The following is a 20,171-nucleotide window of genomic DNA, read 5'->3' as shown; positions in this document are numbered from 1 at the left end:
TTAAGAAATCAGGTCGTCAGTAAAGCCCGCCGCCGGGTGCCTGGATGGCTTCCGTAGCCTGCGGCGATAGCGGTCCGCCGGCGCCGTTGGACCCGTCGGCGCCCATGCCGATCACCCAATAGCTGTCGGCCGGGCCGGTGCCGGGCTTGAAGGCTTCGATGATGGTGCCGGAATCGCCCGACGCGGCACGCATGCCGGTCTTGCGGTTGATCGCGACCAGGTTCATGCCTTCCGGCACCTTGAAGTCGACATTGGGCGTGCCGTCCAGCGCAACGCGCATGAAGTCCTTGAAGATAGGCGCCGCCAGACCACCGCCGGTGGCGCCATGGCCGAGACCGCGCGGCGTGTCGTAACCCATGTAGAGGCCGACGACGAGGTTCGGCGTATAGCCGATGAACCAGGCGTCCTTCTCGTCATTGGTCGTTCCGGTCTTGCCGGCGATGTGGCGGCCAAGCTCGGCGATGGTGGCGCCGGTGCCGCGCTGGACCACGCCTTCCATCATCGAGGTGATCTGGTAGGCCGTCATCGGATCGAGCACCTGCTCGGAATTGTCGACCAGTTCCGGTTCGGGCTGGTTGTTCCATTCGGGCGCGTTGCAGCCTTGGCAGCCGCGCTCGTCCTGCTTGAACACGGTCTTGCCGTAGCGGTCCTGGATGCGGTCGATGAGCGAGGGTTTGATCGACTTGCCGCCATTGGCCATGATCGAATAGGCCGACACCATGCGCATCACCGTCGTCTCGCCGGAGCCCAGCGCCATCGGCAGATACGGCGCCAGATGGTCGTAGACGCCGAACCTCTCGGCATATTCCACCACCAGCTTCATGCCCATGTCGTTGGCGAGCCGCACCGTCATCAAATTGCGCGACTTTTCGATGCCGGAACGCAAGGTAGCGGGGCCTGCCACCGTGCCGTCATAGTTCTTCGGCGTCCAGGTCGTAGTGCCGCTCTGGATGGTGATCGGTCCGTCCATGATCACCGAGGCCGGCGTATAGCCATTGTCGAGCGCGGCCGAATAGACGATCGGCTTGAAGGACGATCCCGGCTGGCGCATCGCCTGCGTGGCACGGTTGAACTCCGACTGCGCATAGGAGAAGCCGCCGACCATGGCCAGCACGCGGCCGGTATGTGGATCCATGGCGATCAGGCCGCCCTCCACTTCCGGCACCTGGCGCAGCGTGTAGGCGCCTTCCGACCCTTCGTTCTTCTGCACGAAGATGACGTCGCCGGGCTGCAGTACATCGGCCGGAGACTTGGCCTTGACCGTCTTGCCATCGACCACATGGCGCATGGCAAAGCTCATGTCTTCCTTGCTGACGGCGCCTTCGACGCGTTCCTTGACGATATCGCCCGAAATCTGCCGCGTCGGCTGCAGGCCGATGGAAAGGCCGGTCGCCGAGCTGTCGAGCACGACGGCAAGCGACCATTCCGGCACGTCTTCCAGCCCCTTGACGTTGCCCAGCGCCACGCCCCAGTCGCCGGAAGCATCGATATGCGTCACCGGTCCGCGATAGCCGCGCAGCGTGTCATATTTGAGCAAGCCGTTCTGCATCGACTTGCGGGCGATGAGCTGGATCTTCGGATCGAGCGTCGTGCGCACCGAAAGGCCGCCCTCATAGAGCGCGTTCTCGCCATAGCGCGAGATGATCTGGCGGCGCACTTCCTCGGTGAAATATTCACCCGCAAACAGATAGGAGCCGTTACGACGCGGCGTCACGCCGAGCGGCTCGGCCTTGGCCTTGTCGCCTTCCTCGCGCGTCACGTAGCCGTTCTCGACCATCTGGTCGATGACCCAGTTGCGGCGCTCGATGGCGCGGTCGGCATGCTTGAAGGGATGGTAGTTGTTGGGCCCCTTCGGCAGCGACGCCAGATAGGCGGCTTCCGCGACCGTGAGTTCGTTGACCGACTTGTCGAAATAGGTCAGTGCCGCGCCCGCAACGCCATAGGCGCCGAAACCGAAGAAGATTTCGTTGAGGTAAAGCTCAAGGATGCGGTCCTTCGAATAAGCCTGCTCGATGCGGAAGGCCAGGATCATCTCCTTGATCTTGCGCTCGTAGGTCTGGTCCGAGGACAAGAGGAAGTTCTTCGCCACCTGCTGGGTGATGGTCGAGGCGCCGACCTGGCGCCTGCCCGAACCCAGATTCTGCAGGTTGACGTAGATGGCGCGGCCAAGCCCGGTGATGTCGATGCCGGGATGGTTGTAGAAATTCTTGTCCTCGGCCGACAGGAACGCCGCCTTGACCCGGTCCGGAACCGCCTGGATCGGCAGATAGAGCCGCCGTTCGCGCGCATATTCGGCCATCAACGAGCCGTCGGAAGCATGGATGCGGGTCGTCACCGGCGGCTCGTACTTGGCCAGCACCTCGTAGTCGGGCAGGTCTTTCGACAGATGGCTGATGTATATCGCCACGCCCGCGGCGACGATAAGCGCCAGCGTCGTGCCGATACCAAAGAAATAGCCGATAAGACGAATCATGCCCGCTCCAGTCCGAGGTCCGGGAATTTCCTAGACGAAGCCGCCTTTCGCGCAAGCCTTCGCAACTGTCCCGATCCGTGATGGAAAACCCATGTCGCCACCATGTGGGCAAAATACGGCAGTGCCCGGTTTAGGCATCCCCCACCTGAAATAAAAGCGCCTGGTGTTGTCGTCGTGCAACGCTGCCTCCGGTCGTGGGCGGCGGCGACCATCTCAGCCTCCGGTTCCCGTTCCCATCTTGGCGGAGGCAAACAGGGCGACGGCGTTGGTGATGCTCTGCGCCGCCTTGCCGCGCCAGTCGGCGTCGAGCAGTTGCGCTTCATCCTTGGCGTTGGAGAGATAGCCAAGTTCCACCAGCACCGACGGCACATCGGGCGCTTTCAGCACTTTGAAGCCGGCCGAACGCTGCGGATTATTGATCAGGCCAACGCTGGTGGACAACTGGCCGACCAGAGTGTGGGCAAAGCTCATCGAGAAATTATGCGTCTCGCGGCGGATCAGGTCGATCAGTATGTCGGTGACTTCCTTGTTGTCGTCCTTGATCACCATGCCGGCGAACTGGTCGGAGAGGTTTTCACGGTCGGCAAGCGCCTGCGCTTGCGGATCGGACGCCTTGTCGGAGACGGTATAAACGGTGGCGCCTCTGATACCCTTGACGCTGATCGTGTCGGCATGGATCGAGATCAAAAGGTCGGCCTCGTGCTGCCGGGCGATGCGCACGCGGTCATCGAGCCGCAGGAACTCGTCGGTATCGCGCGTCATGAACACGTCGTAGTTGGCGACGGCGGCGAGTTTGTCGCGCAATTCGGTGGCGAAGGCCAGCGTCACGTTCTTCTCGATGGTGCCGTTGAGGCCTTCGGCGCCACCGTCGATGCCGCCATGGCCGGGATCGATGACGATGGTGAAGCGATGCCCGGGATTGGAGATCGGCCCTGTGCCGACCCTGGAGCCCTTGTCGGTGGAGACGGTCGAGCCAGTGGTCAGCGCCTGGTTGGCAAGGGCTTCGTCGAACTCGCGGTCGGAGGCTGCCGACATGTCGATGGCGATGCGATAGCCTGCGCCGTCCTCGTTCTTGAGCACCTCGAGCTTGTCGACCGAGAACGGCCCCTTGCCGGTCAGGATCAGCCGCGATCCCTCGCCCTGATCGCCATAACGCACCGCTTTGACCAGGCCGCGGGCCTTGGCCTCCTTCGCGCCAATGGCGAATCGGGTGCGCGGCAGGTCCACGACCAGCCGGTTGGGGCCGCGCAGCAGGAACCATTTGATGTCGGGCTCGCGGTCGAAATCGATGACGATGCGCATCTTGGTTGCGTCGCCGGCCATCTTGTAGGCGGTGGCGCCGAGTGGCGCATCGGCGGCGCGTGAAACCGGCGCAAAAGCAAGGCAAAGCGCCAGCAGCAACAGCACACCGGCAGCGCGCAGGAAACGGCCTGCACGGCCATGGCCCTTGTCTGTGATGCCCGCCAGTCCCATTTCTTTGCAGTCGCTCCCGATTTGGCGCTTGCGCCCGCGTGGTTGGTCGAAATGCCGGTCAGGCCGCAGACTCGATTAACGATTGGTATCCAGAGAAGGTTAACCAAGCCTTTTCATTGAGGATTAAGGCCTGTGCTTCCGTTACGGCACTGCTTTTTGCCGGCATCCGAAATCGGGGTTGCCTTCCACCCCGTCAAATCATAAAAGCGATGGTGGATCACTGCAATCCTGGAACCGCTTCTCCCGCAGCTTCCTGCTACAGGTCAGATGAAAGGCGGCTCCTTTCGCTCCAGCGAAAAGGCTTCAGGTGATCGCGACGAATTTCGCAGGTGTGCGCCCGTGGCGGGGGAATCGCCTGCGTGAGGAAAACGGCCGGGTTTGTTCCCGTGCCGGCTCTGTATGAGCAAACAAGCTGGTCCGGTTCGTCCGGGCTTTGGTTCAAAAGGTTCTGCTGGTGACGATGGCTTCAAGCGCAATCATGGAAAGGTCCGCATCAAACCGCGCCATTGTGGCTGCGGGCGGCACCGCCATGGCGCTCAAGCGGCGTCCGGCGGACATTCAGACATCCGGCACCCACATCCCAGACACGCAGCAGCGGGCTTTGCCTCGCAAGCTGCGGCTGACGGCTGCCGGGAGGAAACGAAATAATGCCCAACAAAATGCTGATAGACGCCTCCCACCCGGAGGAAACACGCGTTGTCGTTATCCGCGGTAACCGTATTGAAGAATTCGACTTTGAATCTCAGGACAAGAAGCAGCTCAAAGGAAACATCTATCTCGCCCGCGTAACGCGTGTCGAACCTTCCCTCCAGGCAGCCTTTGTCGAATATGGCGGCAACCGTCACGGTTTCCTCGCCTTCAGTGAAATTCACCCCGACTATTACCAGATCCCGGTCGCCGATCGTCAGGCTTTGCTGCGCGCCGAAGCGCAGGAAGCCGAGGACGAGGAGAACGAGGACAATGACGGCGACGACCGCCAGAGTCGCGATCGCGGCCGGCGCGGCCGCCGGCGCGGCGGCAAGGGTCGTGAGCGCGGCGAACACAAGCGCGACGCCGGCGCCGATGATGAAAACGGCGAACATGGCGATGCCGGCAGCGATGCCGTCTCCGAAGCGCCTGCTTCCGAGCATGCCGCGGCCAATACCGCCGGGCATGACGATCATGCCGGGCATGGCGACAGCGAAGCCTCCGACGCCGAGACATCCGGGACCGAACCGTCGGAAGGCGGCCCGACATCGATCGCGGCAAGCGTCGAAGCGGATGTGATCTCCGAAGCTGTCCCTGCGGCGGAGCCGGGTGACGAAAGGTCGTCCAGCGAGGCAAGTGGCGAAGCCACCTCCGAGGACAATGATCGCGGCATGCTGGAAGAGGTGCAGTCCTCGCATCCGGACGACCACGAGATCGAATCCGTAGGCGCCGAGGATGCGCTGGAAGAGGTGCGCAGCCGCCGCAAGCCGGTGCGCCGCCAGTACAAGATTCAGGAAGTCATCAAGCGCCGGCAGATCCTGCTGGTGCAGGTGGTCAAGGAAGAGCGCGGCAACAAGGGCGCTGCACTCACCACCTATCTGTCGCTTGCCGGCCGCTATTCCGTGCTGATGCCCAACACCGCACGCGGCGGCGGCATTTCGCGCAAGATCACCAGTGCGGTCGACCGCAAGCGCCTCAAGGAGGTCGTTGCCGATCTCGAAGTGCCGCAGGGCATGGGCGTCATCCTGCGCACCGCCGGCGAAAGCCGCACCAAGGCGGAAATCAAGCGCGACTACGAATATCTGATGCGGCTTTGGGAAAACGTCCGCAATCTGACGCTGCAATCCACCGCCCCTGCCCTCGTCTATGAGGAAGGCAGCCTGATCAAGCGCTCGGTGCGCGACCTCTACAACAAGGATATTGACGAGATTCTTGTCTCCGGCGAGGAAGGCTACCGCGAGGCCAAGGATTTCATGCGCATGCTGATGCCGAGCCACGCCAAGGTGGTTCAGCCGTTCCGCGACACGACGCCGATCTTCGTGCGCAACGGGATCGAGGCGCAGCTCGACCGCATGCTGCAGCCGCAGGTGACGCTGAAGAGCGGCGGCTACATCATCATCAACCAGACCGAGGCGCTGGTCGCCATCGACGTCAATTCGGGCCGCTCCACCAAGGAGCACTCGATCGAGGACACCGCTCTCCACACCAACCTTGAAGCGGCGGAAGAAGTCGCCAGGCAATTAAGGCTGCGCGATCTCGCCGGCCTGATCGTCATCGACTTCATCGACATGGAGGAGAACCGCAACAACCGCTCCGTCGAGAAGCGGCTGAAGGATCACCTCAAGAACGACCGAGCCCGCATCCAAGTCGGCCGCATCTCGCATTTCGGCCTGATGGAGATGTCGCGCCAGCGCATCCGCGCCAGCGTGCTGGAATCAACCATGAAGCCGTGCCCTCATTGCGGCGGCACTGGCCATGTGCGCTCCGATTCGTCGGTGGCGCTGATGGTGGTGCGGGCGATCGAGGAATTCCTGCTCAAGGATTCGCGCAGCCACATCACGGTGCGGACCCCGGCGGCGACCGCTCTCTATGTGCTCAACCACAAGCGCGGCACGCTGGTGGAACTCGAAAGCCGCTTTGGCCTGACCATCACCGTCGAGGCCGATGATACGGTCGGTGTGCAGCACTACGCGATCTTCCGCGGCGCCATTGCCGAAAAGCCGGAAGGCTTTGTCGAAGCGCGAACCTTCCCGGCCTATGTCGAGCCGGAAGAGCCCGAGGACGAGATCGTCATCGAGGAGGAAGACGACGAGGTTGTGGTACAGGCCGAGCAGCCGCGCCAGGCGCAGCCGCAATCGCAGCAGCAGCCGAGATCGGCTGAGGACGGCGAAGGCCGCGACCGCAAGCGTCGCAAGCGCCGCAGGCGGCGCGGCGGCAAGGATCGCGAACGCGAACATGGCGATCGCGAGCATGGCGCCGAAGGTGCTTCGGTTTCGGCGGCAAGCGACGACTTTGCCGCTGAACCAGGCGATGACGATGCAACACAGCAAGACGAAGCCCAGGTTGGCGCCGTCGAAACGGTGGAAGCATCAGATGACGCCCAGGGCAAGAAGCGCCGTCGCGGCAAGCGCGGCGGCAAGCGCAATCGTCGCGAAGACGGCACGGAGACCGAAGCCGGCGAAACCGCCTCGGTGGCCGAGGCCGCTGAAGTCGGAACGGCCGCAAGCGAGCCCGTAGCAGCCGTAGCGGTTGAAGAAGCGGCGGCTCCCGCCGCGGCGAACGACGACGCTCCAGCCGAAAAGCCGAAGAAGAAGCGCGCTTCAAGGGCAAAGAAGGCTGTGGTGGAAGTCGCCGATGAGACGGCGGCCGAGGCTGCACCGGAAGCTGCCGTCGAAGCTGCCGCCCCCGCTGCGGCCGATGCCGCCACGGAAACGACCGTCGACGACGAGCCCGCCAAGGCTCGCCCGTCACGGCGCAAAGCCGTGGCCGCGGATACCTCCGCGGTGCCGGTGGTTTCCTCCAGCGTTGCCGACGAGGCAAAGGCCGAGGAAAAGCCGAAGCGCGCCGGCTGGTGGCAGCGGAAGGGCTTTTTCTAAGCTATTCAGCCGATTAAGATAGGTTCCTGACAAAAATCCCGCGCCATTCAAACCACGGCGCGGGATTTTTTCATGCGCGAATGATGGAAGGCGTCAGGGGGCGAAAATCGACCAGTTCATCATCCTGGCCAGTTTTTCCAAGGCGATCGACCCCAACTTGGAATTGCCGTTGGCGTTCAAGCCCGGCGACCATACGGCGAGTGAAGCCACACCCGGCACGATCCCCAATATGCCCCCGCCGACGCCGCTTTTTCCCGGAATGCCGACACGGAAGGCGAAATCGCCGGAGCCGTCATAGTGGCCGCAGGTCAGCATCATGGCGCCGATGCGCCGCGCCCGCTCGGCAGACACCACGGAGTGCCCGGTTGCCGGGTTTCTGCCGCCATTGGCGAGGAAGCGGCCGGCCAGCGCCAATTGCCGGCAGCTCATGGCGATCGCGCAATGGTGGAAGTACACGCCCAGCGACAGCTCGGGTGCATGGTTGAGATTGCCGAAGGATTTCATGTAGTTGGCAAGCGCGAAGTTGCGATAGCCGGTGGCGCGTTCGGATGCCGCGACCTCGCGGTCGATGATGATGGTTTCGTCATCGGCAAGGAACTGGATGAAGCGCAGGATTTCGCCGATCGCCTCGCGCGGCTGGTGGCCGGCAAGCAGTATGTCGGACACGACGATGGCGCCGGCATTGATGAACGGATTGCGCGGAATGCCGTTCTCATGCTCGAGTTGCACGATCGAGTTGAACGGATTGCCCGACGGCTCGCGTCCGACACGCTGCCACAGCGCGTCGCCGACATTGCCGAGCGCCAACGTAAGCGTAAACACCTTGGAGATGGACTGGATCGAAAACGCCTGGTCGGCGTCGCCGGCGACCAGCACGCGGCCGTCATTGGTCACGGCGGCAATGCCGAATTTCTTCGGATCGACCTTGCCGAGCTGCGGAATGTAGGTGGCGACGTCACCGCGATCGGTGAGCTCGGCCATCTCGGCGGCGACATCGGCCAGCACTTGTTCAAGATCCGGCATGCTCGTCCCCGCTATTTCAGCCAGCGCTCGATGCGCGCCATCGCCTCGACCATGTCGTCATGGCTGCCGGCATAGGAAAAGCGCATCGTGCGGTGGCCCTGAAGTGGATCGAAATCACGGCCGGGCGTCGCCGCCACATGCGCCTCGGCCAGCATCTTGCGCGCAAAGGCCATGCTGTCATTGGTATGCCGGGTAACATCGCAGAAAGCGTAGAAGGCGCCGTCCATCGGCGCCGCCAAGGGAAATCCGAGTTCCGGCAGGCGCCGCATCAACAGCTCGCGGTTCCAGGCGTAGCGCGCCTTTACCGCTTCCAGCTCTTGCGTCGCCTTGAAGGCTTCGATCGCCGCGATCTGCGACAGTTCCGGCGGCGAGATGTAGAGGCTCTGGGCGATGCGCTCGATCGGCCTCACCAGAGCTTCCGGCAGCACCATCCAGCCGATGCGCCATCCGGTCATGCAATAATATTTCGAGAAGGAATTGATCACCGTCACGCCTGAGCCATAGGCCAGCGCCGTGGTGTCGGGCGCGGCATAGGCCAGCCGGTGATAGATTTCGTCCGATATCACCGCGATGCCGAGTTCTTCGGCTGTCCTCACCAGTGCCGACAACTCGTCGACGGGAATGACCGCACCTGTCGGATTGGCCGGGCTGGCGAACAACACGCCCTTCAGCGGTTTTTCCTGGTGCGCCGATTTCAAATGCTCGGCGTACAGGTAGGCGTCGCTGCCGAGCTCCATCTCGACGATCTCGATGCCGAGCGCCGCCATGATGTTGCGGTAGGCGGGATAGCCGGGTGCTGCGATGGCGACGCGGTCGCCGGGATCGAACATCGCCAGGAATGCCAGATTGAAGGCGGCCGACGATCCCGTGGTCACGGCGATCCGGTTCGGCGCGACATCGATCCCGTAATGGTCGCCATAATGCGTGGCGATCGCCTTGCGCAGATCCGCCAGACCGAGTGTGTCGGTATAGCCGATGCGTCCGATCCTCAGCGCATTTGCGGCTGCTTCCCTCACGCCCACGGGCGCCGGATCGGATGGCTGGCCGACGGCCATGGAGACGACAGGCACGCCCGTCGCCTTCAGCCGGTTGGCTTCGGCCAGAATGTCCATGGCGTGAAACGGCTCGACTTCACCGCGGCGCGACAGCGAAACTACCATTTGACCTCAATCTTTCCGTCCGGCCCGCCGCTCAAAGCCATCAACCGGCGGCAGCGCCGCACAAATGCCCGATTGATGTGAGGATCACAAGTTCGCCTAGTTTCGGTGCCGTGACTTTTCATCGTTCGCGCGCTCGTTTACCAGTGGACCTCATGCTGAGCCGACCCAAATCAACGATGTCCAAATCTTCCATCGGGAAGACAGCGCGCGGCTTCGCGACGCTTTTGCTTGCCGCCGCCGTCGCTGTCACCGGCTCGGTGACGGCCTTCGCCCAGGCGGTGCCGGTCGTGCGCGATGCCGAGATCGAGGCGCTGGTGCGCGACTATGCGCGGCCGATCTTCAAGGCGGCCGGTCTTGCCAATGACGGTGTCGATATCGTTCTGGTCAACGATCAGAGCTTCAACGCCTTCGTCACCGGGCGCCGGCTGTTCATCAACACCGGCGCGCTGATGCAGGCAGAAACGCCCAACGAGATCATCGGCGTCATCGCCCATGAGGCCGGCCACATCGCAGGCGGCCATCAGCAGAAATTACGCGACCAGCTCGAGCGCGCCAAGACCATGGCCATCATCGCCACGCTGCTTGGCGCCGGCGCCATCGTTGCCGGCGCCACCACCAACAGCCGCGGCCTTGCCGGCGCCGGCATGGGCGTGGCCGCGGGCGGCGGCGAGATGGCGCAGCGCAGCATTCTTGCCTACCAGCGCACCGAAGAGTCGACCGCCGACCGCTCTGCCATCACCTATCTCAATGCCACCGGCCAGTCCGGCATGGGCATGCTGAAGACCTTCGCCCGCTTCCAGACCGCGCTGTCGCTGTCCGGCACGCAGGTCGATCCCTACCGCATCAGCCACCCGATGCCGCAGGAGCGCATCGCCAATCTCGAAGTGCTGGTCAAGCAGAGCCCCAATGTCGACAAGGTCGATCCGCCGGCACTGCAGCAGCGGCACGACATGATGCGCATCAAGATCGCCGCCTATATGGGCGGCCAGGCCGCGGCCACGCGGCTGATCCGCAAGGCCCCGGGCAGCCTCGCCTCGCGCTATGGCGAAGCGCAGATGGCCTATCTCTACGGCAATCTGGGCGCGGCGCTGACCAAGGCCAATGCACTGATCAAGGAACAGCCGAAGAACCCCTACTTCCAGGAAATGCGCGGCGACATACTGATGAAGGCCAACAAGCCCAAGGACGCCGCGGACGCCTATGCCAAGGCGGTCAGCCTCGATCCGGTGAGGTCGGGCCTGTTGCCCGTTTCTCTCGGCCAGGCGCTGATGGCCATCGGCACGCCCGATTCGCTGAAGAAGGCGGTGGTGCAGATCAACAACGGCCTCGGGCGCGACAAGGAAAACACGGTCGGATACCGCTATCTCGCCCAGGCCTATGGCGAGCTTGGCAACATTCCGGCGGCGGAACTCGCCACCGCCGAGGGCCATTTCTATTCCGGCGATTACACGAATGCGAAAATTTTCGCCATGCGCGCGCAAAAGGACTTGAAGCGTGGCGAACCCGGCTGGATTCGCGCGCAGGACATCATAAACTACAACCCTTCAGGCAAACTCAAGAAATGAACCTTCCGGTCGCCCGCGGCGACTAGGATAGACCGGAACCGGTAAAGAGGATGAGACGATGAACAAGGCAATATTGCTCGGCACGACGGGAGTGGCGGCTGCTCTTGCCATGCTCGCTTTCGGGTTCGTCGCCGGCAGTCCGCAGGTCGCCAAGGCCGGCACGGCGCAGACCGTGCAAACCGCCTCTGCCGACACCAAGATCGATCGCACTGAGGTCGAGGGCATTATCCGCGACTATCTCCTGAAGAACCCCGAAGTGCTGCTCGAAGTGCAGGAGGCGCTCGAGGCCAAGCAGAAGGAAGAGCAGCGCATAGCCAGCCTCGGCGTCATCGAGAAGGCCAAGTCCGAGATTTTCAACTCGACCTTCGACGGCGTCGTCGGCAATCCGAAGGGCAAGGTCACCATCGTCGAATTCTACGACTACAATTGCGGCTTCTGCAAACGCGCCATCGACGACATGCAGGCTCTGACAAAGGCCGATCCGGAACTGCGCTTCGTGCTCAAGGAATTCCCGATCCTCGGGCCGGATTCGCAAAAGGCCAGCGTCGTCTCGATGGCTTTCCACCTGATGCATCCGGAGAAATACGGCGAGTTCCACAACGCCCTGCTCGGCGGCCAGGGCCGCGCCACCGAGGCGGCGGCCATCAAGGTTGCGCTGTCGCTAGGCGCCGATGAGGCGAAATTGCGCGAGAAGATGAAGGATCCGACCATCACCGAGGCTTTCTCCAAGACCTTCGACCTCGCCAACAAGCTGGCCATCACCGGAACGCCTTCCTACGTGGTCGGCAATGAGGTGGTGTTCGGGGCGCTCGGCCAGGAAGTGCTGGCTGAAAAGATCGAGGCGGCGAAAGCCGCGCTCTGATCTTGCACGCGAGCCTATTTCTCACGGGCACATTTCCGCCTGTTGTGGACAGTGAAAGATCGCACTTGTGCTCTTTCCGCGGGCGGCTATGCCCATTATAGAAGGCCCTGCGCGCCGGCTTGAGGCCGGCGTCGGAAAAGGTCGGCATTTTTGAAAACGATTTTCGTCCTGAACGGCCCCAACCTGAACGCGCTCGGCAAGCGCGAGCCGGGCATCTATGGCGGCAAGACGCTTGCCGCGATCGCCGACGACTGCAAGCAGGCGGGCGCCGCGCTTGGCCTCGAGATTGATTTTCGCCAGTCGAACCATGAGGGCGACCTCGTCGACTGGATCCAGGAAGCCGGCGACAAGGCAGCCGGCATCGTCATCAATCCGGGTGCCTACAGCCACACCTCGATTGCCATTCACGACGCCATCCGCGCTGTCGCGCCGCTGCCCGTCGCCGAAGTTCACCTCTCCAACATCCACGCGCGGGAACCATTCCGCCACGTCTCCATGGTCGCGCCGGTCGCTGTCGGCATGATCTGCGGGTTCGGGCCGCTTGGCTACTCGCTGGCGCTGCAGGCGCTGGCGGCACGCCTATGACCGGCCCACAAACAGAAGGCTCGAAAATGTCGATAAAGAAGACCGGTGTTGACCAGCAACTGATCCGCGATCTGGCGGGCATACTGAACGACACCAATCTCACCGAGATCGAAGTCGAGCTCGGCGACCTGAAGGTGCGCGTATCGCGCCAGGCGCCGGCCGTCCACGCCATCGCCGCACCGCAGGCCGGTTATGCTCCGGCAGCGCAGCAGCCCGCGGCCGGCGCGGCTGCCGCACCAGCAGTGGCCGATCCGTCCAAGAACGCGGTCCCCTCGCCGATGGTCGGCACCGCCTATCTCGCGCCCTCGCCCGACGCCAAGGCCTTCATCGAAGTCGGCCAGAAGGTCAAGGAAGGCCAGACGCTGCTGATCATCGAAGCGATGAAGACGATGAACCAGATCCCTTCGCCGCGCGCCGGCACGGTGACGGCGATCCTGTTCGAGGACGGCCAGCCGGTCGAGTACGGCATGCCGCTCGTCGTGATCGAGTAGAGCGGGCCGGATGTTCCAGAAGATCCTCATCGCCAACCGCGGCGAAATCGCGCTTCGGGTGCTGCGCGCCTGCAAGGAACTCGGCATCCAGACCGTGGTCGTGCATTCGACCGCCGACGCTGACGCCATGCATGTCAGGCTCGCCGACGAAAGCGTGTGCATCGGTCCGCCGCCGTCGCGCGACAGCTATCTCAACATCCACCAGATCGTCGCAGCCTGCGAGATCACAGGCGCCGATGCCGTGCATCCGGGCTATGGCTTCCTGTCGGAAAACGCCAAGTTCGCCGACATTCTCGCCGCCCACAACATCACCTTCATCGGCCCGTCGGGCGACCACATCCGCATCATGGGCGACAAGATCGAGGCCAAGCGCACCGCAAAGCGGCTCGGCATTCCGGTTGTGCCGGGCTCCGACGGCGCCGTCACCGATCAAAAGGAAGCTAGGCGCATTGCCGCCGAGATCGGCTATCCCGTGATCATCAAGGCATCGGCAGGCGGTGGCGGGCGCGGTATGAAGGTCGCCCTTACCGAGGCTGACCTTGAGATCGCCTTGCAGACAGCGAGCACGGAAGCGGGAGCCGCCTTCGGCGACGATGCCGTCTACATCGAGAAATACCTGGAAAAGCCGCGCCACATCGAGGTGCAGGTATTCGGCGACGGCGCCGGCCGCGGCGTGCATTTCGGCGAGCGCGACTGTTCGCTGCAACGCCGCCACCAGAAAGTCTGGGAAGAGGCGCCCTCGCCGGCCCTCAACGCCGAGGAGCGCGCCCGCATCGGCAATATCTGTGCCAAGGCCATCGCCGACCTCGGCTACTCCGGCGCAGGCACCATCGAATTCCTGTACGAGAATGGCGAGTTCTACTTCATCGAGATGAACACGCGGCTGCAGGTCGAGCATCCGGTAACGGAGGCGATCACCGGCATCGATCTCGTCCACGAACAGATCCGCGTCGCCTCCGGCGGCGGGCTTTCGGTGCGCCAGGAGGACATCAAGTTCAACGGCCACGCCATAGAATGCCGCATTAATGCCGAGGACCCGCGCACCTTCACGCCTTCGCCCGGCACGATTACGCATTTCCATACGCCTGGCGGTCTCGGCATCCGCGTCGATTCCGGTGTCTATTCCGGCTACAAGATCCCGCCCTATTATGACAGCCTGATCGGCAAGCTGATCGTGCACGGCCGCAACCGCGTCGAATGCATGATGCGGCTGCGCCGGGCGCTCGACGAGTTCGTCGTCGACGGCATCAAGACGACGCTGCCGCTGTTTCGCGACCTGGTCGGCAATGCCGATATCGCCAATGGCGACTACGACATCCACTGGCTGGAAAAGTATCTGGCCAAAGAGGAATAGCGCCCGACTTGCCGCTATGATGCCGCGATGACCCGTCCTTACGCTCCCGGCTATCGCATTCCGACCGACCTGTTGCTCAAGGCCTATGCCTCGGGCGTCTTCCCGATGGCCGAGAGCGCTTCCGACCCGGAAGTGTTCTGGGTGCGGCCGGAGACGCGCGGCATCATACCGCTCGATGGCTTCCACACGCCGAAGAGCTTGCGGAAGACAATTCGCAAGCACCCGTTCGACATCCGCTTCGATTTCGATTTCGAGGCGACGATCGACGGCTGCGCCGAAAAGCGCGAGGAGCGCCGCTCGACCTGGATCAACGCGCCGATCCGCGAAGCCTATATCGAACTGCACCGTCTGGGGCACTGCCATTCGGTCGAGGCATGGCGCGAGGAACGGCTGGTCGGCGGCCTCTATGGCGTCTCGCTCGGTCGCGTGTTCTTCGGCGAAAGCATGTTCGCCCGGGAAACCGACGCGTCCAAGACCTGCCTGTATCATCTGGTCGAGCGGCTGAAGGCGCGCGGCTTTGCCCTGCTCGACACGCAATTCACCACTGAGCATCTCAAACGCTTCGGCGCGGTCGACGTGCCGCGCGTCAAATACGAGAAGATGTTGGCCGACGCGCTGAAGGGGGAAGCCGTTTTTTATCCCTGACCGGAGACCGAGCGGCCGAGCCGGCTCGACCGGTGAAGGGGTCAGCCCTTCGCGGTTTCCATCGGCGTCTGCGAATGGAACATCATCTTCCAGCCGTTGACACGGTGGACATAGCCGGTGCTGACCAACGCGGCGTAGGGCTCGCCGTTTTCTCGTGTCGCATGAGCCTCATAGGTCAGCATGATAATGTCGCTGCCGGGCTCGATGATACCCTTGAGGTCGATCTGAAGGTCGCGCCAGCGGTTGGGCTTGGTCGCGGTCTTGGCCAGATCGGCATTGTCCATTGCCTGTGCCATCTCAGGAAATGCCACCAGGCATTCTGTGTCGACATTGGCGGCGTAGTAAGCTTCGTCGCCCGTCCAGAACCCCTTTTCGAGTTCGAGCAGGTCGTCTTTGCTGGCCGTGATCCGTTTGCTGTCCGACATCAGAATATCCTCCAAGCGCGCAAATGCGCGGTCGTCCATGGCCCAACGCATGGTGGCCATGACGGTTCCGGAGGATCAGTTGGTGTTGGTCGCGTCAGGCTCCGTGGGGTCCGGCTGTTCGGCGGCCGGAGCAGCGGCGGGCTTTGGCTTGGACGTGTCGACCTTGGGCGTCTCGGCATTGGCCGCGTCGGGCGGCGGCACATCCGACTTCTGCTTGCAGCCCTTTAGCCAGACGTCATAGACGGCGTGCTCGACGGCGTTTAGGCCGGGGCTCTCGGCGAACATCCAGCCGGTGAAGATGCGGCGGATCTTGCGGTCGAGCGTGATTTCGTCGACTTCGACGAAGGAATCGGTCTTCGGCTCTTCATTCTCCGGCCGCGAATAGCAGATGCGCGGCGTCACCTGCAAAGCGCCGAACTGCACGGTTTCGTCGATGTAGACATCGAAGGTGATGATACGGCCGGTGATCTTGTCGATGCCGGCAAATTCGGCGACCGGATCGGTGATGCGATCGGAGATTGCGGGTGCTGCCGCAGGCGCCTGCGCCGCGGCAAACGCTGTCGGGAACATGGCGATAGCGCCAATTGCCGCCAGTCCGGCCATCGATGTCAGGCTGAAAATGTTCATGCGGAGATACCGGTGGTTTGGGCCCGGGTGATTCTGTCACGCCCAAGGCTATTCGCCGTTGTCATATCAGCAAGCAGCTAAACGCCAATTGTGGCGACAAAGGACCGGCCGGCGGTCAAGAACCAGGCGTCCACGCATCGTAGTCGCCCGTCACCTGCGGACGGTGCTGATTGGTGAGCACGGAACCCTTTGGGCGATAAGCCGCCGGTGTTCCCGTGAGGTTCGGCTCATGCGCCTTTTCCCATTCGCGCGGCCGATAGTCGTCGCTTGGCGGCGCCACATCGACGCGGTGATGCATCCAGCCGTGCCAGCCCGGGGGGATCGCCGACGCCTCCGAATAATTGGCGTAGATGACCCAGCGGCGGGTGCGGCCTTCCGAATCAACGCCGCCTTCGTAGTAGACGTTGCCGGCCCCATCCTGGCCGACCTTGTTGCCGTGGCGCCATGTGTGAAAACGGGTTCCCAGCGTCTGGCGGTTCCACCAGGTGAAAAACTGCAGAAGGAAAGTTTTCATTCAGATCCTCGCGGGCGCGCGGCGGTGGCTGTCCCTGCTTATGGCGTCAGGCCTTGGCGAAGGCAAGGGTTTTGCGGCGCCTGCGGCACTGACGGCATGCCGAAACGCTCGGTCATTGGCCGATCCATTTCGCACCTGCGAACCGACGCTTGCCAAGCCGGCTGCGTCTTCCTAAAGCTCTCATCGCCCGGCGCTGCCGCATGACCCCGAAAATCGAAATCGATTTTCGGAAAGGATCATGCGCAAACCCAAGTGCTACAGCGTCCTTTGCGCGTCCACGGGGCGCGGCGCTGTAGTCAACGCCGGCTGCGGGAGGTGAGGAATGGCCTTAGCTGTCGCCAGGATCAGTGCGGAGACAATACGCGCCCGCAAGGGCGGCGTGCCGATCGTATGCCTTACCGCTTACACCTATCCCGTCGCCCGCCTGCTCGACGATCATGTCGACCTTCTCCTGGTCGGCGACAGCGTTGCCATGGTGCTGCATGGCCACAAGACCACGCTCGGCGCCTCGCTGGAGATGATGATCGCCCATGGCCAGGCCGTGATGCGCGGTTCATCAAAGGCCTGCGTGGTGGTCGATATGCCGGCCGGCAGCTACGAGACTTCGGCCGCGCAAGCCCTTGCCTCGGCGCGCCGCATCTCTGAGGAAACCGGCTGCCAGGCGGTGAAGCTGGAAGGCGGCGTCGAAGTCGCCCTCCAGATCGCGGCAATCGTCGCGGCCGGCATTCCAGTGATGGGCCATATCGGCTTGCAGCCGCAATCGGTGGAAAAGGACGGTGGCTACAAGATCAAGGGCCGCACGCCGGAGAATGTGGCCGCGCTCATGCGCGACGCCGACGCGGTCGAGAAAGCCGGCACGTTTTCGCTGGTCATCGAGGGCACGGTCGAGACCGTTGCCGCCGACCTCACCCGGCGCATTGCCATTCCCACCATTGGCATCGGCGCCAGCCGCGATTGCGACGGCCAGATCCTGGTCATCGACGACATGGTCGGCCTGACGGTCGACCGGGTGCCGAAATTCGTCAAGGAATACGCCGATTTGCGCAGCGCGGTCGCCGATGCCGCGGCGCGCTACGCAGCGGAGGTGCGCAGCCGCACCTTCCCCGGGCCGGGCCACGTCTTTTCAGCCGCGAGCGACAAGGACAAGGCATGAACCGGCCCCCCATCAGCCAGCCGCTCGTCGTCGACACCGTGCCCGGCCTTCGCGCGCAGATCCGCGAATGGCGGCGCGAAGGCCTGAGCGTCGCCATGGTGCCGACCATGGGCGCTTTGCATGACGGCCATATCTCGCTGGTCGGGGCCGCGCTCGCAACGGCCGATCGCTGCGTCGTCTCGATCTTCGTCAACCCGGCCCAGTTCGCCCCCACTGAAGATCTCGACAAGTATCCGCGTCAGCTGGCCCGCGATCTCGACCGGCTGACCGAGGCCGGCGCACAGCTTGCCTTCACGCCTACGGTTTCCGAGATGTATCCGGCAGGCTTTGCGACGAAGATTTCGGTCGGCGGCCCGTCTTCTGGCCTGGAATCGGATTTCAGGCCGACCTTCTTCGAGGGCGTCGCCACGGTCGTGGCCAAGCTCTTTCTGCAAGCCCTGCCCGACTACGCCATCTTCGGCGAAAAAGACTACCAGCAGCTTTGCGTCGTCCGAAAGCTCTGCCGCGATCTTGACCTTCCGGTGGAAATCGTCGGCGCGCCAACCGTGCGCGATGCGCATGGCCTGGCAATGTCGTCGCGCAACGCCTATCTCGACGCCGCCGAGCTCGACGTCGCGCGACAGCTCAATGTCATCTTGCGCCAGACGGCGGCAGCGCTCGCGGCCGGTGCCGATGAAAACGGCGTGACCGGTAAAGCCACTGCCGCGCTTCTCGAGGCAGGCTTCGACAGCGTCGACTATGTCGCCGCGCGCGAGAGCCTGACGCTCACCTCGTGGCGGCGTGACGGCGATGGCCGCCTGCTTGCCGCGGCGTGGCTTGGCAGAACCAGGTTGATCGACAATGTGGAAGTTTACTCATTTATTCCCTGAAAAATTCCAATTCCGTTCACTTTGATTTGTATCGCAGAGCGGCCCGAGCGCTCTTAGACAACGGCTCATCAGGTACGTTCTGGCCAGCCCGTAAGCGCTCACGATACACCGAACGCCGCTGTGAGACGTTTCACAGACGTAACCAAGCCGGCTATGTTGTGTGCGACCCCAGGCAGAGACAGTGTGTGACCTGCCACTACGTTGCAATCCTTACGAGGCTCTACGTGTCTGTCCAGGCCAACATAGTCGGTCGCGCCCTGCCGCAGATCGTCGAGGCAATCTACGATTCGATTGTCGATGTCGGCCGTTGGCCATCGACGCTTGAATCAATCTGCAAATTGGCGCTCGGCCGGCTTGCCATGCTGGCGGTCGTCGATACGGCGAGAAACTCGGCCCGGTTTTCGACTTCCTGCGGCGATCCGGTTCTGCTTGAGCCGCTGCAGCGCGACTACGCCTGCGAGGTGCCCTTTTTCAAGGCGGTGCCGAAGATGGAAGTCGACATACCGTTGACCGTCGACAGCGTCTACGCCCTGCAAGGCCCTGACGCCCGCCAGAACTGGCTCGAAAGCCGCATCGTGCGCGAGTGGGTGGAACCCAACCGTCTCGACGATTTCTTCTGGGTAGCGCTGATGAAGCAGCCGGCGCGCACCGGCACGCTGATGGTGGTTACCGACAAGGACAGGCCCCAGATTTCAGCCAGGGATATCGACCTGATGTCCAGGCTCGCCCCCCATGTCCGGCGTGCGGTGACCATCGGCGACCTGTTCGAGGCCGAGCGGCGCAAGGCCGACATCTTTCGCTCGATCCTTGAGAGCCTCGACCATCCAGTGCTGATCGTCGCCGACGATATGCAGATCATTTTCGCCAATCCGGCAGCCGAAGCCCTGCTCACCGAAACCGCCTCAGTGTCCTCGGTGCGCGGCCAGCTGTCCTTCGCTTATGCCAACGCCAACACCGCCATCGGCCGCGCCGTCCAGCTCGGCACGCGCGACGAATTCGCGCTCGGACCGTCCGGCATCAACATTCCGCTGGTGAAGGCCATGTCTCCGGCGGTGGCGCATGTCATGCCTCTGGCGCGACGCGACATTTCGGCCCGCATGTCGCCGCGCGCCGCCGCGGCCATCTTCATTGCCGCCGCCGGCGCCGCATCAGTGCCGGCGCTGGAAGCGATCGCAGCGCTGTTCGGACTGACCACCGCGGAAAAGCGTGTCGCCGGCCATGTCGCCGCGGGGCTGACACGGCGTGAAATCGCGGCTGCCAGCGGCGTCTCGGACGGCACCGTCAAATCACAGCTGGCGACGATCTTCGACAAGACCGCCACTGGCGACCAGCGAGAGCTGGAACTCCTGATGCGCGAATTGACGCCGCCGCTGCGCTCGGCCTGAAGCC

17 protein-coding genes are annotated in these 20,171 nt (G+C 63.2%); 10 read left to right on the top strand and 7 right to left on the bottom strand.

The features are described 5' to 3' along the window. Positions 1-16: 16 nt before the first annotated feature. Together NKI64_RS24230 and NKI64_RS24225 are read right to left on the bottom strand one after the other, a co-directional pair. Positions 17-2,473, bottom strand: coding sequence for a penicillin-binding protein 1A (locus NKI64_RS24230; protein ID WP_352670512.1), 2,457 nt, complete (start codon positions 2,471-2,473; stop codon positions 17-19). 213 nt (positions 2,474-2,686) lie between these two features. Further along, positions 2,687-3,946, bottom strand: coding sequence for an N-acetylmuramoyl-L-alanine amidase (locus NKI64_RS24225; protein WP_352497480.1), 1,260 nt, complete (start codon positions 3,944-3,946; stop codon positions 2,687-2,689). Positions 3,947-4,593: 647 nt separating this feature from the next. On the opposite strand from NKI64_RS24225, the gene NKI64_RS24220 reads away from it, so the two are divergent. Beyond that, positions 4,594-7,509, top strand: a complete 2,916-nt coding sequence (locus NKI64_RS24220; protein ID WP_023756361.1) for a ribonuclease E/G — start codon at positions 4,594-4,596, stop codon at positions 7,507-7,509. Between the two features lie 93 nt (positions 7,510-7,602). Here NKI64_RS24220 and NKI64_RS24215 read toward each other — a convergent pair whose 3' ends face one another. Next, positions 7,603-8,532: a glutaminase gene (locus NKI64_RS24215; RefSeq protein WP_352670507.1), complete on the bottom strand. Its 930-nt coding sequence runs from the start codon at positions 8,530-8,532 to the stop codon at positions 7,603-7,605. Positions 8,533-8,543: 11 nt separating this feature from the next. Further along, positions 8,544-9,692 (bottom strand): pyridoxal phosphate-dependent aminotransferase, encoded by a 1,149-nt coding sequence (locus NKI64_RS24210; RefSeq protein ID WP_023695368.1) that lies wholly within the window; start codon positions 9,690-9,692, stop codon positions 8,544-8,546. A gap of 152 nt (positions 9,693-9,844) precedes the next feature. Here NKI64_RS24210 and NKI64_RS24205 point away from each other — a divergent pair, with 152 nt between their 5' ends. The 6 genes from NKI64_RS24205 (at position 9,845) to aat (ending at position 15,194) form a co-directional block, all read left to right on the top strand. Beyond that, positions 9,845-11,257 carry a M48 family metalloprotease gene (locus NKI64_RS24205; protein WP_023725768.1) on the top strand — a complete coding sequence of 471 codons (1,413 nt, stop codon included), beginning with the start codon at positions 9,845-9,847 and terminating at the stop codon, positions 11,255-11,257. Positions 11,258-11,315: 58 nt separating this feature from the next. Beyond that, positions 11,316-12,119 carry a DsbA family protein gene (locus NKI64_RS24200; RefSeq protein WP_023667484.1) on the top strand — a complete coding sequence of 268 codons (804 nt, stop codon included), beginning with the start codon at positions 11,316-11,318 and terminating at the stop codon, positions 12,117-12,119. 150 nt (positions 12,120-12,269) lie between these two features. Further along, entirely contained in the window at positions 12,270-12,704 is a 435-nt protein-coding gene (aroQ, locus tag NKI64_RS24195) for a type II 3-dehydroquinate dehydratase (RefSeq protein WP_023667485.1), read from the top strand. Between the two features lie 26 nt (positions 12,705-12,730). Beyond that, positions 12,731-13,195, top strand: a complete 465-nt coding sequence (accB, locus tag NKI64_RS24190) for an acetyl-CoA carboxylase biotin carboxyl carrier protein (protein ID WP_023681496.1) — start codon at positions 12,731-12,733, stop codon at positions 13,193-13,195. Between the two features lie 10 nt (positions 13,196-13,205). Beyond that, positions 13,206-14,549, top strand: coding sequence for an acetyl-CoA carboxylase biotin carboxylase subunit (gene accC, locus NKI64_RS24185; RefSeq protein WP_023681497.1), 1,344 nt, complete (start codon positions 13,206-13,208; stop codon positions 14,547-14,549). A 27-nt stretch (positions 14,550-14,576) separates the two neighbouring features. Beyond that, complete coding sequence (gene aat / locus NKI64_RS24180; protein ID WP_023681498.1) at positions 14,577-15,194, top strand: leucyl/phenylalanyl-tRNA--protein transferase; 618 nt, start codon at positions 14,577-14,579, stop codon at positions 15,192-15,194. A 41-nt stretch (positions 15,195-15,235) separates the two neighbouring features. Here aat and NKI64_RS24175 read toward each other — a convergent pair whose 3' ends face one another. The 3 genes from NKI64_RS24175 to NKI64_RS24165 form a co-directional block, all read right to left on the bottom strand. Next, entirely contained in the window at positions 15,236-15,619 is a 384-nt protein-coding gene (locus NKI64_RS24175) for a hypothetical protein (protein ID WP_023667489.1), read from the bottom strand. Between the two features lie 75 nt (positions 15,620-15,694). Next, positions 15,695-16,246 (bottom strand): DUF2155 domain-containing protein, encoded by a 552-nt coding sequence (locus NKI64_RS24170; protein ID WP_352670501.1) that lies wholly within the window; start codon positions 16,244-16,246, stop codon positions 15,695-15,697. Positions 16,247-16,361: 115 nt separating this feature from the next. Beyond that, positions 16,362-16,760 (bottom strand): NADH:ubiquinone oxidoreductase subunit NDUFA12, encoded by a 399-nt coding sequence (locus NKI64_RS24165; protein WP_023667491.1) that lies wholly within the window; start codon positions 16,758-16,760, stop codon positions 16,362-16,364. 322 nt (positions 16,761-17,082) lie between these two features. Between NKI64_RS24165 and panB the strand changes: the two genes are divergently transcribed. The 3 genes from panB to NKI64_RS24150 all read left to right on the top strand — a co-directional run bounded on the left by panB (position 17,083) and on the right by NKI64_RS24150 (position 20,167). Continuing rightward, positions 17,083-17,913, top strand: coding sequence for a 3-methyl-2-oxobutanoate hydroxymethyltransferase (panB, locus tag NKI64_RS24160; protein ID WP_023667492.1), 831 nt, complete (start codon positions 17,083-17,085; stop codon positions 17,911-17,913). Positions 17,914-17,924: 11 nt separating this feature from the next. Then, complete coding sequence (gene panC, locus NKI64_RS24155; protein WP_023706622.1) at positions 17,925-18,782, top strand: pantoate--beta-alanine ligase; 858 nt, start codon at positions 17,925-17,927, stop codon at positions 18,780-18,782. Positions 18,783-19,006: 224 nt separating this feature from the next. After that, entirely contained in the window at positions 19,007-20,167 is a 1,161-nt protein-coding gene (locus NKI64_RS24150) for a helix-turn-helix transcriptional regulator (protein WP_352670498.1), read from the top strand. Positions 20,168-20,171 lie beyond the last annotated feature (4 nt).

The organism is Mesorhizobium sp. M0478 (assembly GCF_040321305.1).
GTDB lineage: Bacteria > Pseudomonadota > Alphaproteobacteria > Rhizobiales > Rhizobiaceae > Mesorhizobium.
Note: the sequence above shows the minus strand (reverse complement) of the source record. Positions and strands in the feature narration are given on the sequence as shown.

Bases quoted from the DNA above. Each gene is read 5' to 3' on its own strand.
- NKI64_RS24230 (WP_352670512.1), bottom strand. From the start codon at position 2,473: ATGATTCGTCTTATCGGCTATTTCTTTGGTATCGGCACGACGCTGGCG.
- NKI64_RS24225 (WP_352497480.1), bottom strand. From the start codon at position 3,946: ATGGGACTGGCGGGCATCACAGACAAGGGCCATGGCCGTGCAGGCCGT.
- NKI64_RS24220 (WP_023756361.1), top strand. From the start codon at position 4,594: ATGCCCAACAAAATGCTGATAGACGCCTCCCACCCGGAGGAAACACGC.
- NKI64_RS24215 (WP_352670507.1), bottom strand. From the start codon at position 8,532: ATGCCGGATCTTGAACAAGTGCTGGCCGATGTCGCCGCCGAGATGGCC.
- NKI64_RS24210 (WP_023695368.1), bottom strand. From the start codon at position 9,692: ATGGTAGTTTCGCTGTCGCGCCGCGGTGAAGTCGAGCCGTTTCACGCC.
- NKI64_RS24205 (WP_023725768.1), top strand. From the start codon at position 9,845: ATGCTGAGCCGACCCAAATCAACGATGTCCAAATCTTCCATCGGGAAG.
- NKI64_RS24200 (WP_023667484.1), top strand. From the start codon at position 11,316: ATGAACAAGGCAATATTGCTCGGCACGACGGGAGTGGCGGCTGCTCTT.
- accB (WP_023681496.1), top strand. From the start codon at position 12,731: ATGTCGATAAAGAAGACCGGTGTTGACCAGCAACTGATCCGCGATCTG.
- accC (WP_023681497.1), top strand. From the start codon at position 13,206: ATGTTCCAGAAGATCCTCATCGCCAACCGCGGCGAAATCGCGCTTCGG.
- aat (WP_023681498.1), top strand. From the start codon at position 14,577: ATGACCCGTCCTTACGCTCCCGGCTATCGCATTCCGACCGACCTGTTG.
- NKI64_RS24175 (WP_023667489.1), bottom strand. From the start codon at position 15,619: ATGTCGGACAGCAAACGGATCACGGCCAGCAAAGACGACCTGCTCGAA.
- NKI64_RS24170 (WP_352670501.1), bottom strand. From the start codon at position 16,246: ATGAACATTTTCAGCCTGACATCGATGGCCGGACTGGCGGCAATTGGC.
- NKI64_RS24165 (WP_023667491.1), bottom strand. From the start codon at position 16,760: ATGAAAACTTTCCTTCTGCAGTTTTTCACCTGGTGGAACCGCCAGACG.
- panB (WP_023667492.1), top strand. From the start codon at position 17,083: ATGGCCTTAGCTGTCGCCAGGATCAGTGCGGAGACAATACGCGCCCGC.